The sequence below is a fragment of the Psychrobacillus sp. NPDC058041 genome (assembly GCF_042885655.1).
Taxonomy (GTDB): Bacteria; Bacillota; Bacilli; order Bacillales_A; family Planococcaceae; genus Psychrobacillus.
The window spans coordinates 320,718-337,130 of sequence record NZ_JBHVRO010000001.1 but is presented as its reverse complement, the minus strand read 5'-3'; the positions used below and the strand labels follow the sequence as shown (position 1 = coordinate 337,130).

The 16,413-nt window shown below is 37.4% G+C and carries 13 protein-coding genes; all 13 read right to left on the bottom strand.

What is annotated here, in order from left to right; all coding sequences use genetic code 11:
- Positions 1-89: 89 nt before the first annotated feature.
- Positions 90-722, bottom strand: coding sequence for an orotate phosphoribosyltransferase (pyrE, locus tag ACFVR1_RS01540; protein WP_387579441.1), 633 nt, complete (start codon positions 720-722; stop codon positions 90-92).
- A complete protein-coding gene (pyrF, locus tag ACFVR1_RS01535) occupies positions 719-1,429 on the bottom strand; it encodes an orotidine-5'-phosphate decarboxylase (RefSeq protein WP_387579438.1) in 711 nt (236 codons plus the stop codon). The genes pyrE and pyrF overlap by 4 nt, the downstream gene beginning before the upstream one ends.
- The gene (locus tag ACFVR1_RS01530; RefSeq protein ID WP_387579436.1) at positions 1,426-2,340 is read right to left on the bottom strand and encodes a dihydroorotate dehydrogenase; all 915 of its coding nucleotides are present in this window, start codon (positions 2,338-2,340) and stop codon (positions 1,426-1,428) included. The genes pyrF and ACFVR1_RS01530 overlap by 4 nt, the downstream gene beginning before the upstream one ends.
- Positions 2,337-3,113, bottom strand: coding sequence for a dihydroorotate dehydrogenase electron transfer subunit (locus ACFVR1_RS01525; RefSeq protein WP_387579434.1), 777 nt, complete (start codon positions 3,111-3,113; stop codon positions 2,337-2,339). The genes ACFVR1_RS01530 and ACFVR1_RS01525 overlap by 4 nt, the downstream gene beginning before the upstream one ends.
- On the bottom strand, positions 3,110-6,307 hold the full coding sequence (carB, locus tag ACFVR1_RS01520) for a carbamoyl-phosphate synthase large subunit (protein WP_387579431.1): 3,198 nt from the start codon (positions 6,305-6,307) through the stop codon (positions 3,110-3,112). The genes ACFVR1_RS01525 and carB overlap by 4 nt, the downstream gene beginning before the upstream one ends.
- On the bottom strand, positions 6,300-7,400 hold the full coding sequence (locus ACFVR1_RS01515) for a carbamoyl phosphate synthase small subunit (RefSeq protein ID WP_387579429.1): 1,101 nt from the start codon (positions 7,398-7,400) through the stop codon (positions 6,300-6,302). The genes carB and ACFVR1_RS01515 overlap by 8 nt, the downstream gene beginning before the upstream one ends.
- Positions 7,397-8,677: a dihydroorotase gene (locus tag ACFVR1_RS01510; protein WP_387579426.1), complete on the bottom strand. Its 1,281-nt coding sequence runs from the start codon at positions 8,675-8,677 to the stop codon at positions 7,397-7,399. The genes ACFVR1_RS01515 and ACFVR1_RS01510 overlap by 4 nt, the downstream gene beginning before the upstream one ends.
- A 1-nt stretch (position 8,678) precedes the next feature.
- Entirely contained in the window at positions 8,679-9,557 is an 879-nt protein-coding gene (locus ACFVR1_RS01505) for an aspartate carbamoyltransferase catalytic subunit (RefSeq protein ID WP_387579423.1), read from the bottom strand.
- 157 nt (positions 9,558-9,714) lie between these two features.
- Positions 9,715-10,995, bottom strand: a complete 1,281-nt coding sequence (locus tag ACFVR1_RS01500) for a uracil-xanthine permease family protein (RefSeq protein ID WP_387579421.1) — start codon at positions 10,993-10,995, stop codon at positions 9,715-9,717.
- Between the two features lie 30 nt (positions 10,996-11,025).
- Positions 11,026-11,565 (bottom strand): bifunctional pyr operon transcriptional regulator/uracil phosphoribosyltransferase PyrR, encoded by a 540-nt coding sequence (gene pyrR / locus ACFVR1_RS01495; protein ID WP_387579418.1) that lies wholly within the window; start codon positions 11,563-11,565, stop codon positions 11,026-11,028.
- Positions 11,566-11,763: 198 nt separating this feature from the next.
- Positions 11,764-12,690 (bottom strand): RluA family pseudouridine synthase, encoded by a 927-nt coding sequence (locus tag ACFVR1_RS01490; RefSeq protein WP_387579415.1) that lies wholly within the window; start codon positions 12,688-12,690, stop codon positions 11,764-11,766.
- A complete protein-coding gene (gene lspA / locus ACFVR1_RS01485) occupies positions 12,690-13,166 on the bottom strand; it encodes a signal peptidase II (protein WP_387579412.1) in 477 nt (158 codons plus the stop codon). Before lspA ends, ACFVR1_RS01490 begins: the two co-directional genes overlap by 1 nt.
- A gap of 303 nt (positions 13,167-13,469) precedes the next feature.
- The gene (ileS, locus tag ACFVR1_RS01480; RefSeq protein WP_387579410.1) at positions 13,470-16,232 is read right to left on the bottom strand and encodes an isoleucine--tRNA ligase; all 2,763 of its coding nucleotides are present in this window, start codon (positions 16,230-16,232) and stop codon (positions 13,470-13,472) included.
- Positions 16,233-16,413 lie beyond the last annotated feature (181 nt).

Below are 16,413 nucleotides of genomic sequence, written 5' to 3'. Positions count from 1 at the left end.
ATTGGGTTCACCGGATGATACACCATATACTTTCTTATCTTTTAAAAAAGACATTCACTTGTTGACTAGTGAATGCCTTTTCTCATCTATTATTTCAATAATCCTTCTTTCAAATCATTATGCCATTTAGATAGCATTGGAAGATCTGCTTCTGTAATTGTTCCTACCTCTTTTGCTGCATTCGTTAAAGCATCGTAATTCGTTAAGCTCACAAATGAGATGCCCGCTTCTTTGAATGACTCTTCAGCTTTTGGAAGTCCGTATGTAAATATGCTCACTACGCCAAGTACTTCTAATCCTTCTTTTTGAAGTGCTTCTACTGCAATCAAACTGCTTCCGCCAGTAGAAATTAAATCTTCAATAACAACTACTTTTTGTCCAGCGATAACCTTACCTTCGATTTGATTGCCACGACCATGTTCTTTGGCTTTCGAACGAACATACATCATTGGCAGTTCTAGTACATCACTTACCCATGCAGCGTGTGGAATTCCTGCTGTTGCAGTTCCTGCTACAGCTTCTGTACCTGGAAAGTTTTTCTCGATTGCTTCTGCTAATCCTTGTGCAATTTCTTTACGAATGGCAGGAGATGACATCGTAATTCTATTATCACAGTAAATTGGTGATTTAATACCGGAAGCCCATGTGAAAAGATCATTTGGTTTTAATTCAACCGCTCCTACTTGAAGTAGAGCTTTTGCTATTTTATTTTCTAAAGTCATGCGTGTTCCTCCCACATTTTTAAAATATTTTCATAAGCTTGAACTGGATTTTCGGCTTTTGTGATTGCACGACCTACGACAATATGAGATGAGCCTAGTTTCCTAGCGTTTACTGGAGTAGCAACTCGGACTTGATCGTGTGCATCTCCTTCTGCTAATCGAATTCCTGGAGTTACACGTAAGAATTCATTACCACATACTTCCGCAATTTTTTTCGCTTCTAGTACCGAGCAAACGACTCCGTCTAAGCGAGCACTTTTTGCTAAATTTGCATAGTGAATGACGGACTCTTCAATCGTCTTATGAATAAGTTGTTCTTTTTGCATTTGTTGTTCGGAGGTAGATGTTAGTTGTGTTACAGCAATAATAGAAGGTCTTTTCTTGCCAGCTGCTGTTCCTGCTTCTAAACCTTCTTTAGCAGCAATCATCATTTCTTTTCCACCAGCTGCATGCACATTTACTAAGTCTGCTCCTAACCGTGCTAACCCTTTCATCGCTTGACCTACCGTATTTGGTATATCATGCAATTTCAAATCAAGGAATACATCATGTCCCATTTCTTTCAGTTTATAAACAATAGAAGGCCCTTCTTGTAAATAAAGCTCCATACCAACTTTTACAAATAGTGACTGTTCGAATGGTGATAAAAATTGATATACATCTTCTGAAGAAGCAAAATCTAATGCGATAATTGGACTGTTTTTCATAATCGATGGCTCCTTCCAACTAAATCTGACACAGTGTTAATTCCAAGTTCATCTAATCTTTTTGGCAGCTGATCAATTAAATTCGGACATATAAATGGATCAACAAAGTTTGCAGTTCCCACTGCTACTGCACTAGCACCTGCTGATAGGAAATCTATTACATCATCGATTGTAGAGATTCCGCCCATTCCGATAATTGGAATCGATACTTGTTTTGCAACATCGTATACCATTCGAAGAGCAACTGGTTTAATAGCTGGACCGGATAATCCGCCAGTAATATTTGCAATGACAGGTCTCCCTGTTTTCGTATCTAATCGCATACCAAGTAATGTATTAATCATCGTAATACCATCAGCTCCACCTGCTTCTACTGCTTTTGCAATGTCATTTACGTTAGTAACATTTGGTGATAACTTTACATAAACAGGGACGGAAGAAACTGCCTTAACAGCTTTAGTTAATTCTTCTGCAACTATTGAATCTGTACCAAAAGTAATTCCACCTTGCTTCACATTTGGACACGAGATATTTAACTCAAGAGCATGTACATTAGGTGCTTTTGAAATTGCCTCTGCAACAGCAACATAATCTTCCGTTAATGTGCCAGCAACATTTGCAATTATTGGTACATCAAATTGCTCTAACCATGGAAGTTCATTTTGCATCACTTTTGAAAGCCCTGGATTTTGTAACCCAATGGCATTTAGCATTCCAGCAGGTGTTTCAGCCACTCGTGGAGTTGGATTTCCTAGTCTTGTCTCAAGCGTTGTTGCTTTAATCATAATCGCTCCAAGCTTAGACAATTCATACAATTGTGCATACTCTTTCCCAAATCCAAAACAACCGGAAGCTGGCATAATTGGGTTTTTCAATGAAAGTCCTGGCAATTCAACTGCTAATCTATTCATACGCGAACCACTCCTGACTTGAAAACTGGACCATCTGAACACACTTTCACATAATCAGCTTCTGTACTTTTTGTTGTTTCACAAACACACGCAAAGCAAGCACCAATTCCACAACCCATTCGTTGTTCAAAAGATAAATATCCTTCTTTTTCCGGATACATTTTTTCAAGTGCTGTAAGCATTGGTGTTGGACCACAGCTATAATATACAGAGAAATCTTCTTCCAAATTTTCTAACACACTTGTAACAAATCCTGCATGACCATAACTGCCATCTGCTGTTACAATGACCGTTTCACCTAGTTCATTAAATTGCTTTTCGTAAAAGACAACATCTTTCGATTGAAAGCCTAGAACGTGAATTGGCTTTACTCCTTTTCCAACAAGTCTCTTCGAAAGCTCATATAATGGTGGTACTCCAATTCCTCCCCCAACGAGAAGAGCTTTTTGGCCAGCCTCTACTCTATCAATAGGAAAACCGTTACCAAGGGGTCCAAGTACATCTACTTGGTCCCCTAGTTTTTTTTCAGATAGGAGGGTTGTTCCTCTTCCATCTGCACGGTAAATCATTGTAAATTCCAATGTTTCTTTATTAATAGAGGAAATACTAATTGGTCTTCTTAGTAAAGGTTCCATTTGATCAGACACACGTATATGGACAAATTGCCCAGGCTGATTCATATCGAGTACATGCTGTCCATTTAATGTTAGTTCAAAAATGTTCGTAGCAATTTCACTCTGTTTCACTACTTGCATTTGTCCTTGTCTAATCATGCACGAACCTCCTGATGTTTCATCGTCTCTGTAGAAAAAGTCATGGATTCAATCACTCGTAGCATCGCCTCAGCAGTATCTAAAGAAGTTAAACATGGAATGCCATTTTCCACAGACTCTCTTCTGATACGGAAGCCGTCTCGTTCCGGTTGCATGCCTTTTGTTAGAGTGTTAATAACAAATTGGGCATTTCCTTTTTGAATAACTTCTAACAAGGTAGTTCCTTTAGATCCAATTTTATCAACGACGTCAACTGGGATACCAACTTTTTGAATTGCTTCTGCCGTTCCTTGTGTAGCAATGATGCGGAAGCCAATGTTATTGAATCGTTTTGCTATCTCCGTTGCTTCTTCCTTATCTTTATCTGAAATAGTCATTAAAACGGAACCATGATCTTTAATTTCCATTCCTGCAGCTACTAGACCTTTATACAAAGCTTTTTCTAAGGTAATATCTTTCCCCATTACTTCCCCAGTAGATTTCATTTCTGGTCCAAGCGTAATATCTACTCTGCGTAATTTTGCAAAACTGAAGACAGGAACTTTTACATATACACCTGGACTATTTGGAGCAAGTCCTGGTGTGTATCCTTGTTCTATTATCGATTGCCCTAATACTGCTTTTGTTGCAATATTCGCCATTGGAATCGACGTAATCTTACTCAAGAATGGAACTGTACGGCTGGAGCGTGGGTTTACTTCAATCACGTATACTTCATCTTTTGAAATGACATATTGAATGTTCATCAACCCAACAATTTTTAAACCTTTCGCGAGACGAGTTGTGTAATCCACTAAAATATCGATATGTTTTTGCGATAATTTTTGTGGTGGATATACTGCGATTGAGTCTCCAGAGTGAACTCCTGCGCGTTCAATATGCTCCATAATTCCTGGAATTAATACATTTTCACCATCACAAATTGCATCAACTTCCACTTCTGTTCCAGTTAAGTAACGGTCGATTAACACGGGTTTTTCAGGACTTGCTTCTACTGCATGTTCCATATAATGTTTAATTTCATCCTCGTTATAGACGATTTGCATTGCACGACCGCCAAGTACGTAAGATGGTCTTACTAATACTGGGTACCCAATTTCTTCAGCAATCACTACTGCTTCTTCTACTGAAACTGCAGTTTTTCCAAGTGGTTGAGGAATACCTATTTCGTGAAGAGCAGCTTCAAACTTGTTACGATTTTCAGCACGGTCAATATCTTCTAGAGTTGTACCTAGAATTTTTACTCCTCTTTCTTCTAGCGCTTCCGCTAGATTTATTGCAGTTTGTCCACCAAACTGGACAACTACCCCTTTTGGCTGCTCCAAATCTATAATATGCATAACGTCTTCTATAGTTAATGGTTCGAAGTATAATTTGTCCGAGATAGAGAAATCTGTTGAAACTGTCTCTGGATTATTATTGATAATAATCGCTTCATATCCCGCTTCTTTAATCGCCCAAACAGAATGCACCGTTGCATAGTCAAATTCCACCCCTTGGCCAATACGAATTGGACCAGAGCCTAACACGATGACACTTTCTTTATCTGTTCGGATAGATTCATTTTCTTCTTCATATGTTCCATAAAAATAAGGAGTTTCTGATTCAAACTCTCCTGCACAAGTATCTACCATTTTGTACACTGGTACTATTCCGTGTTCTTTCTTCAAATTATATACGTCGATTTCTTTTACATCCCAATATTTTGCAATTGTTTTGTCTGCAAAGCCCATTCGTTTCGCTTTGTATAATACATCCCGGTCAAATGGATTTGATTGGATTACTTTCTCGAATTGAACGATGTTTTGAAGTTTGTTTAAGAAAAATACATCTATTTGGCTCCATTCGTGAATTTGCTCCACTGATACACCGCGACGAAGCGCTTCTCCTATGAAGAATAAACGCTCATCTCCTGCGCGGCGAATACGCTTTTTCATCCATTCATCCGTTATAGACTCACTGTTTTTCATTTCTAAATGGAAATGTCCAGTTTCAAGGGATCGCACTGATTTTAGTATAGCTTCTTCGAATGTTCGTCCTAAAGACATTACCTCACCAGTTGCTTTCATTTGAGTGCCCAGATTACGTTTGGCAGATTCAAATTTATCAAATGGCCATCTTGGAATTTTAGCAACAATATAGTCTAGTGCTGGCTCAAAGCATGCATAAGTTTTTTCTGTTACAGGGTTCATCATTTCATCTAGCGTTAAACCTACTGCTATTTTCGCTGCAAGTTTAGCAATTGGATAACCAGTTGCTTTAGATGCAAGCGCTGAAGATCGGCTTACACGTGGGTTAACTTCGATAATATAATAGTTGAAGCTATGTGGATCGAGTGCTAATTGCACATTACAACCACCTTCAATTTTTAACGCACGAATTATTTTAAGGGAAACATTTCGAAGCATTTGGTTTTCACGATCAGATAATGTTTGAGTTGGTGCAACAACAATAGAGTCACCAGTATGAATACCAACTGCATCAACGTTTTCCATATTACATACTACGATTGCGTTATCCGCAGAATCTCTCATTACCTCGTATTCAATTTCCTTAAAGCCTGCAATGGATTTTTCAAGTAAACACTGGGTTACAGGACTGTATTTTAAACCACTTGTAACGATTTCCACTAATTCTGTATCGTTGTGGCAAATACCACCGCCAGTTCCTCCAAGTGTGAAAGCAGGTCGCACGATTACAGGATATCCAATTCGTTCAACAAAAACTTTCGCTTCATCCAAATTATGAATGATATCACTTTCCGGGACGGGTTCACCTAATTCGTTCATTAATGTTCGAAATAAATCACGATCCTCTGCCTTATGAATTGCTTCTAGTTTCGTACCTAAAATTTCGATTCCTAATTCATCTAATATACCTGATTCATCAAGGGCAATCGCCATATTCAAGCCAGTTTGCCCACCTAGGGTTGGTAGAATGGCATCTGGACGTTCTTTTCGAATAATCTTACTCACGAATGGTAATGTGATTGGTTCAATATATACTTTATCTGCGATTTCAGTATCAGTCATAATCGTTGCGGGATTAGAGTTCACAAGAATGACGCGATATCCTTCTTCTCTTAATGAAATACATGCTTGCGTACCAGCATAATCAAATTCAGCAGCTTGACCTATGATAATCGGACCTGAACCAATTACTAATATTGTTTCTATATCTTTACGTTTAGGCATGTGAATTCTCCTTTTTGCTTTCTAGCATCATTAATTCGATAAACTGATCAAATAAGTGGGTAGAATCTTCTGGACCTGAAGACCCCTCTGGATGGAATTGAACACAAAATACAGGGAATTTCTTATGTCGTACCCCTTCCACAGTACCGTCATTTAAAGCAATATGTGTAATTTCCAAGTCTGTATTTGCAATGGAATCTGCATCAATTGCATATCCATGATTTTGAGAAGTTAGTTCTGTTCTCCCAGTAGTTAAATCCTTCACTGGATGATTGCCTCCACGATGGCCAAATTTCAACTTAAAAGATTTAGCACCACTTGCTAGTGAAATAAGCTGATGACCAAGACATACCCCAAAAATCGGAACCTTTCCGATAATTCCTTTGACCATTTCTACTACTTCTGGGATATCTGTTGGATCTCCTGGTCCATTTGAAAGCATTACACCATCTGGGACCATTCCTAAAATATCTTTTGCTGATGTATTATAAGGTACGACGATGATATCACAATCACGCTTATTTAATTCTCTTAAAATACCGTGCTTCATACCAAAGTCTACAAGTACAACTCTTTTTCCGCGCCCAGGACTTGGATATGGACGAGTGATGGAAACCTGTTCAACTACGTTTTTTGCAATTTCGGTAGCTTTCAATGTTTCGATTGCTTCATCCACATTCACTTCTTCTCCAGCTTTTGTAAGTCGACCTTTTAAAGATCCGTGTTTGCGTATAATACGTGTTAACTTTCTCGTATCAATTCCTTCAATTCCAGGTACATTTTTTGCTTCTAAAAATTCACTTAATGTACTAGTACTTCTGAAATTAGAAGGTTGCTCCGCAAGCTCTCTTACAATTACTCCAGATAGACCAATTTGAATTGCTTCAAAATCATCAGGATTCACCCCATAGTTACCCACCATTGGATACGTAAACGTTAATATTTGACCACAGTTGGAAGGGTCCGAGATCGATTCCTGATAGCCGGTCATTGCGGTAGTGAAGATAACCTCACCGATTGTTCCTTCTTCACTTCCAAATGCATTACCCTTAAATACAGTGCCGTCTTCTAATATTAAATATCTCGTTTTCATGCTTTTTCCTCCTGCCATACGATTTCTCCGTTATAAATGGTAACTTGCGGCCAGCCTGAGCAAACCCAACCGTTAAATGGTGTGTTTTTACCTTTTGATAAAAATGCTCCTTTTTCGATTGCTTGTTCTTTTTCTAAATCAATTAAAACTAGGTCTGCCGGTGCTCCGATTTCTAATTTTCCAAATTCAAATCCGAAAACTTCAGATGGTTTAGTCGTTAAATATTCTAATAGTTGTTTTAAAGTCCACTTACCACTTTTCACGAAGTGTGTATATAAAAGTGGGAACGCTGTTTCTAAACCGACAATTCCAAATGGTGCCTTTTCAAATCCTGTTGCTTTTTCTTCCTCTGTATGTGGCGCATGATCCGTTGCAATGAAATCTAAAGTTCCGTCTAATAATCCTTCACGTAAAGCAAGCATATCTTCTTTTCCTCTGAGCGGAGGATTCATTTTCCAGTTTGCATCATTGGATGGTATATCATCTTCACAAAGCAATAAGTGATGGGGACTTACCTCTGCTGTTACATGTATTCCTGCTTTTTTTGCATCTCGTATTACACGGACAGATTCTTTCGTACTTACATGACAAACATGGTAATGAGCTCCAGCAGCTTCTGCGAGTAAAATATCTCGGGCAATATGTACTGATTCTGAAACAGAAGGGATACCCTTTAAACCAAGCTCCTCGTTTCTTTTTCCCTTATGCATTACACCACCATAAATTAACGTATTGTCTTCACAATGAGCAACAACTGGTATACTAAGTTTTGCTGCTTCTTCCATTGCTTCTAACATAGTGCCGGCAGCTTGTACTCCTACCCCATCATCTGTTAGAGCAAATGCCCCTAATTGTTTTAGCGCTTCAATATTTGTTCTTTCTTTTCCAGCTTGGCGAATTGTAATCGATGCATATGGAAGTACTCGAATAAGTGCATTTTCCTTTATTAAATCTAAAACATGGGAGAAATTTTCAGCTGTATCGGGTACCGGTCTTGTATTTGGCATTGCACAGATTGTCGTATATCCACCTTTTGCTGCAGCTTTTGTTCCAGTTTCGATTGTTTCTTTTTGTTCGCCACCTGGCTCGCGTAAATGTACGTGCACATCAATAAATCCTGGAGAAAGAAGCATTCCTTTCCCGTCAATTGCCTGTGCTCCAACTACTGATGCATTCGCATCAATTTTAGTAATTTTTCCTTCTTGTATGACAACGGAAGTAATCTCAAGTTCTCCTACATTGTTAACTATTTGAACGTTATGAATAATTTTTGTCATTCTATTCTCTCCCTTTCAAAATCATTTCAATGATTGCCATACGGATGTAAACACCATTTTCCATTTGCTTGAAAATTCTTGAACGATCGCATTCTATTAATTCGCTCGCAATTTCAACGTCTCTATTAAAAGGACCAGGATGCATGATAATTGCATTATCCTTCATTCTTTTTTCTCTTTCTTCTGTCAATCCAAAGGCATTGTGATATTCTGCCTTTGAGAAGGTAGATACTCCATCATGTCTTTCATGTTGAACTCTTAACATCATAATGACGTCACTCGCATCAATTACTTCGTCAAAGTCGTTATTTGCTTCAAACTCCCCTTGCCATTTAGGAGGACATACAAAATGTACTTTCGCTCCAAGTCTTGTAAGTGCATCGGCATTGGATCTTGCAACACGGCTATGTCCAATATCACCAACAATACTTATCACTATATTTTCTAACGTTCCAAACTCTTGCCATATTGTATAAATATCAAGGAGGCTTTGAGTTGGATGATTTCCTGTTCCGTCACCGCCATTAATGATGGCAGGTTTTACTTTTCCAATCAGCGATTCAAAATAGTTATTTTGTTCATGTCTTATCACTAATGCATCTATTCCGATTGATTCTAAAACTTTCACGGTGTCATATAGTGTTTCGCCTTTTAATGTACTGGAAAATCCAGCTTCGAAGGGGAGTACATTTAAATTTAACTTTCTTTCTGCCATTTCAAAGCTCATTTTAGTTCGAGTGCTAGGTTCAAAGAACATATTCGCCATTGTATAATTTTGTTCTAATTGCGAACTCGCACCCTCTTGGAATAATTGTGCTTGTTTTAAAATAGCCATTATTTGTTCTACAGATAAATCTTTCATTGATACTAAGTTTTTCATCTATATCCCCCTCTTTCTGCAAAAAAATGGACCTTATCGATAATTCTCGAAAAGGTCCGTTTTTTGCATGCACAAGTAAAGGTTACTTTTCTAAGTACCATTTACTCATCTTGCCGAACCTTTCGTTGACTCTCTGGACAACTATTTAAAAGGTCATTTATTCAGTTTGATCCATACCTGCTATTTTTCCATCTTTTCTTCCTGGCAATACTAGGTTTAATATAACCCCAATGATTGCGGCTAAAGCCATACCTTCGATACTTAATGATTCAGATACAACAAACTTTGCTCCGCCGATTCCGATTACTAATATAACTGAAGCAATTACTAAATTACGATTATTTCCAAAGTCAATATTGTTTTCAACTAACATACGAAGACCACTTGATGCGATTATTCCGAAAAGGAGAATGGACACTCCACCAAGTACTGCTGTTGGGATAGTAGCGATGACTGCCATCACTTTCCCTAAAAATGAAATTGCAATTGCGACTACTGCAGCACCAAAAATTACATATACACTATATACGCGAGTAATAGCTAACACACCAATGTTTTCACCGTATGTTGTTTTTGGAGGACCACCGATTAAAGAACTGATAAATGTACCGAAACCATCACCTAATAAAGAACGATGTAAACCAGGCTCTTTAATAAAATCACGATTTACTACTTTCCCAAGTACTAATTGATGTCCGATATGCTCAGAGATTGTTACGATAACAATTGGCACCATGACTAATAGTAATTTTGAAGTAATAACGAAATCATAATCTACACCGGGAATTAAGAATGGTGGGATTTCAATCCAATCATGTTTACTTACTGCTGTGTAATCTATTATTCCGATTGCTGCAGAGTATATGTAACCAACGATTAAACCGATTAAGATCGGCATTGTACTTAGAATATTTTTAAAGTAAATTGTACAGAAGATTGCAGTGAATAAAGTTACTAGAGCTGCTGAGAAGTGCTTAAAGTTATAGACACCATCTACATTCATTGCCATATCAACCGCTACACCAGCAATACCAAGACCAATTACCATAATAACCGGACCTACAACGATCGGTGGTAATAGCTTCATAATCCACTTATAACCACTCTTCCAAATAATGAGTGCAACAATACCGTAAGTGATACCGACGAACATTCCGCCTATCATTGCACTACCAACACCACCTACTTTTGTAGCTAATATAATTGGAGCAATAAAAGCAAAGGATGAACCCAAATATGCGGGTACTTGAAACTTTGTAATCATTAAGAAGAAAATTGTTGCAATACCACTTGTAAGTAAAGCAATTGCTGGACTTAATCCGACTAACTGTGGAACTAGTATAGTGGAGCCGAACATCGCAAACATATGCTGGAAGCTTAATGTAATTAACTGGCCACCTGATGGCTTTTCATGAACATCTAAAACTGCATTTGACATGGATTATTCCTACCTTTTCCAAAAGATTTCTTATTCAAAAATTGTAACTGCATCCATTTCATCTGTTTCTATTACTTTTACAACAATACGTTCATTGCTTGATGTTGGAATATTTTTTCCAACATAATCCGCTCTTATCGGCAACTCTCGGTGTCCTCTATCTATTAAAACAGCAAGTTGAATTTGAGCTGGCCTACCTAAATCCATAACAGCATCCATAGCTGCGCGAACCGTTCTTCCCGTGTATAACACATCATCTACTAAAATAACTTTTTTATTTGTTACATCATGCGTAATATCTACTTGTTGGACGAGTGGCTCATTTGAGTCATTTTTTAGAGATAAATCATCCCTATATAGCGTAATATCAAGCTCTCCCGTTTTAATAGCTTTACCTTCAATAATTTCAATTTTCTTCGCTAATCTCTCTGCTAAAAAAGCACCTCTAGTTTTTATTCCAACTAATATACATTCCTCAATTCCTTTGTTGCGTTCAATAATTTCGTGTGCAATTCGTGTGAGTGCTCTATTAATTGATTGTTCATCTAAAATACTAGCTTTCTCCGCCATTATTTCCCTCCTATATTGACAAAATAAAAAACCTCTTGAGCAGAGATGCCCAAGAGGTTGTATGTGCGCAATAAATTATAGTAATTACACCAAAAAAGTCCGCAAACTTCTAGTGTTAATCACTTTCACATGTACCTTCTCAGCCTCTCTGGACCGTTATTAAAGGTGAAACTATTCATTTGAAATTAGTATAAAGCATTAATCTTCTTTAATCAATGATTGTTTTCTTAAATCTTGTAATAAATTTGAGAAATCCTCTGGAAGTGGATAAGAAAACTCTAAATATTCACCAGTTTTAGGTTGAATAAATCCTAGTAATCCAGCATGTAAAACTTGACCATTAAAATCGATTGTCTTCTTTGGTCCGTACTTTGGATCTCCTGCTAGAGGATAACCAATATACTTCATATGCACACGAATTTGATGTGTTCTTCCAGTTTCTAATTGGCACTCGACCAATGTAAATTTATCAAAACGTTCTAATACCCGAAAATGTGTAACAGCATGTTTACCATTGTCCACTACTGCCATACTTTGTCGTTCCTTTTTATCTCTACCGATAGGTGCATCAATTGTCCCTTTATCATGTGGAATACGACCATGCACGAGGGCAATATATTTTCGAGTAACTGTTTTCTTCACTAATTGATCAACTAACGAAACATGAGCTACGTCATTTTTCGCAACCATTAATAATCCCGTTGTATCTTTATCAATCCTGTGCACAATCCCAGGACGCATAACGCCATTGATACCGGATAAATCTTTTATTTGATGCATTAGACCATTTACAAGCGTACCACTAATATGTCCTGGTGCTGGATGAACAACCATTCCACGTGGCTTATAAACAACAAGCACATCTTCATCTTCATATACAACTTCTAAATTCAGGTCCTCCGCAACAATATCAAGCTCAATTGCTTCGGGAGGTGCAACGACAATAACGTCGCCTTCCTTCACTTTATAATTTGATTTGGCTGCTTCGTTATTTACGAGTACATGTCCTTCTTTTATAAAGTTTTGAATCTGTGTACGTGACCATTCTGTTTCATAAGATGCAATAGCTTTATCAATACGCTCTTTTGCTTGTTCTTTTTCTATTATAAAAGTTAAATCTTCCATTACTTCACCTTTTTCTTTCCAGCTCGTTCTTCTTTTAAAATGAATAATATAATAATTACAACACCTATTGTTAATGAAGCATCAGCGATATTAAAAATAGGGAAATCATAATTAATAATTGGTATTAACACATGGACAAAATCAACTACTTCGTTTCTCCAAACACGATCGATAAAATTCCCAATCGCTCCACCTAGTAACAACATTAAACCAACCTGAAACATTGGCTTTCCTTTAGCTTCTTTATGAAAATAATAAATAATCGCAATAATTACGATAATCGTGATTATTGTAAATAAACCCATTTGTCCTTGTAACATTCCCCATGCGGCACCACGATTTCGATGAGAAAGTAATTCAAAATAAGGATCTAATATAGAGATTCGGTCATGAAGAACCATATTTTTTACAATCAGCCATTTTGTCCACTGATCAAGCGCAATAACAAATGCAGCAAGTCCATAAAATTTCCACACATTATTTCCCCCAATATCAAATTCACCTTGGCGTATCTTCGTCAAGATGAGTTAAGGAAACTAGCCTAATAGCTTCGATTATGACTAACTGGCATTCATCAAGCAGACATGAGTTCGCTCAATATATTCCTCAAAATAATCTTTGACTTCTTCCAAAGGCAGTAACAATATTTATTCGAGTGTTTGAAACCCTACTAAAAATAGTTATCAGAATCTACACTAGTTTACCATACAAAGTAATCCTAAGTAAAAGAGCAGGAACAAAAAATGTGGCCCTACTTAATTCGGACCACATTCACTAAATTAGATATAATGTTTTTCTATTACATCCGCACAGCGAGTACATAAAGTTGAATGTTTTTCATTCGCTCCAACTGTTTCAGAAATTGTCCAGCAACGCTCACATTTCTCACCATTAGCTTTTTCAACTAATACGGAAGCATTTTCAAGAGCTAAACTATTTTCTGGTGCATCTTGTTTAACACCACCAAGTGTAAATTGAGAAACAATGAATAATTGAGCAAAATCAATAGCATCTGTGTCAAACAACGGTTTAAATTCATCTTTTACAAACAATGTTACTTTTGCTTCTAATGATTTACCGATTGTTTTTGCATTTCGAGCTTCCTCAAGTGCTTTTAACACATCATCACGTAATTCCATAATTTTATCCCATTTAGCAGACAATGCTTCGAACTCCGGATACTCGACAGCTTCTGGCATATCTGTAAGCTGAATGCTTTCTTCTGTTTCATTTTCTAAATAAGCCCATAGCTCATCTGTAGTATGAGGTAAAATCGGTGTCATCAACTTCAATAATGCGAGAAGTGTATCATACATTACCGTTTGCATAGCACGACGATCTGTATGATCTTGTCCATAAATATATACAACATCTTTTGCAATATCTAAGTAGAAGGAACTTAGCTCGCTCGAAACAAAATTATTAACAATATGATAAACGCTTGCAAAATCATAACGCTCATATGCTGCTTCTACTGTTTTAATAACTTCTTGTAATTTCATGTACATATATTGATCTACTTCACGAAGATCTTTAAATTCGACACGGTCATTAACAGGATGGAAATCACTAACATTACCGTGCAAGAATCGGAATGTATTACGAATTTTACGATATACTTCAGATACTTGTTTAAATATAGCATCAGATACACGTACGTCAGCAGTATAATCCACAGAAGCAACCCATAATCGAACGATATCTGCTCCAAGTTGGTTAATAACTTTGGCAGGTACGATAACGTTTCCAAGTGATTTACTCATTTTACGTCCATTTCCATCTAACGTAAATCCATGACTTAGTAAACCTTTGTACGGAGCGTGCCCAAACATTGCAGTGCTTGTGATTAAGGAAGAGTTAAACCAACCACGATATTGGTCAGAACCTTCTAAATACAAATCTGCTGGGAAAACTAAATCATCACGTTCTTCTAACACACCTTGATGTGTTGAACCAGAATCAAACCAAACGTCCATAATATCAGTTTCCTTCGTAAAGATACCATTTGGACTTCTAGGATGAGTAAATCCTTCTGGTAATAATTCTTTTGCTTCTTTTTGGAACCAAATATTAGAACCATTTTCACGGAATAACTTTGATACATGAGAAATTGTTTCTTCTGTCAGAATTGGTTCCCCATCCTCCGCGTAAAATACTGGAATAGGAACTCCCCATACACGCTGACGAGAAATACACCAGTCTCCACGATCGCGGATCATGTTAAAAAGTCTAGTTTCACCCCAAGCCGGTGTGAAGGATGTATCACGGATTGCTTGTAATAACTCATCTCTAAATGATTCAATTGATGCAAACCATTGTGCAGTTGCACGATAAATAACTGGTTTTTTTGTACGCCAATCATGTGGATATGAATGTGTAAAGAATGTAAGTTTTTCAAGAGCCCCTACTTCATCAAGCGCTTCTGTGATTGCTTTGTTTGCTGTGTCATAGAATAATCCTTCGAATCCTGGTGCTTCTGAAGTCATTACTCCACGATCATCTACTGGGCAAAGTACATCTAGTCCATAAGCTTTACCAACGTAGAAGTCATCTTCCCCATGTCCAGGAGCTGTGTGAACACATCCTGTCCCTGATTCAGTTGTAACATGCTCTCCAAGTATAACAAGCGAATCTCGATCATATAAAGGATGTTTGGCAACAAGTCGATCCATATCTTTCCCGACTACAGTACGTTCTATCGAGTATTCTTCCCAACCAAGCTCTGTAGCTACAGATTCCACTAAATCTTTTGCCACCACAAATTTAGAAGCTTTTGCACTAACTACAGCATATTCTACATTTGGATGCAATGAGATAGCCAAGTTAGCTGGAATTGTCCAAGGAGTTGTCGTCCAAATAATTATTTTTGTACCCTCTTCAAGAACACCTTTTCCCTCTGTTATAGCAAAGCTAACATAGATAGAAGGTGACTTTTTATCTTGGTATTCAATTTCTGCTTCAGCAAGTGCAGATTCACTTGAAGGTGACCAATAGACCGGTTTTAGACCCTTATAAATGTATCCTTTTTTCGCCATTGCACCGAAAACCTCGATTTGACGAGATTCAAAAGCTGGAGTTAGCGTTACATATGGATTTTCCCAATCTCCTCGCACACCTAGACGCTTAAATTGAGAGCGTTGGTTATTAATTTGTTCATACGCATATTCTTCACAAAGCTTTCTGAACTCTGCTAAAGACATTTCTTTGCGTTTTACTCCTTTATTTGTAAGTGCTTGTTCAATCGGTAAACCATGTGTATCCCAGCCTGGAACATAAGGGGCATTGAAACCACTCATTGATTTATATCGAACAATCATATCTTTTAAAACTTTGTTTAATGCGTGTCCCATATGCAGATCACCATTTGCATAAGGAGGGCCATCATGTAATACGAAGAAAGGACGTCCTGCTGTTCTTTCTTGTACTTTTCTATATATGTCCATTTCATTCCATTTTTCTTGAACATCTAATTCCTTCACTGGTAAATTTCCACGCATTGGGAAATCTGTTTTTGGCATTAATAACGTGTCTTTGTACTCCATCTAATAATTCCTCCTTAATTTAATCAATACACCTAGGCTTATTTGCTTCCGCTTCACTTTCGTTCAGCTCCGCAGAAAACATTTGCTTCCGCTTCACTTTAGTTCAGCTCCGCAGAAAACATTTGCTTCCGCTTCACAGCAAGCTTCAATTTTATCAATTGGCTCTGTTAAACGATATTTT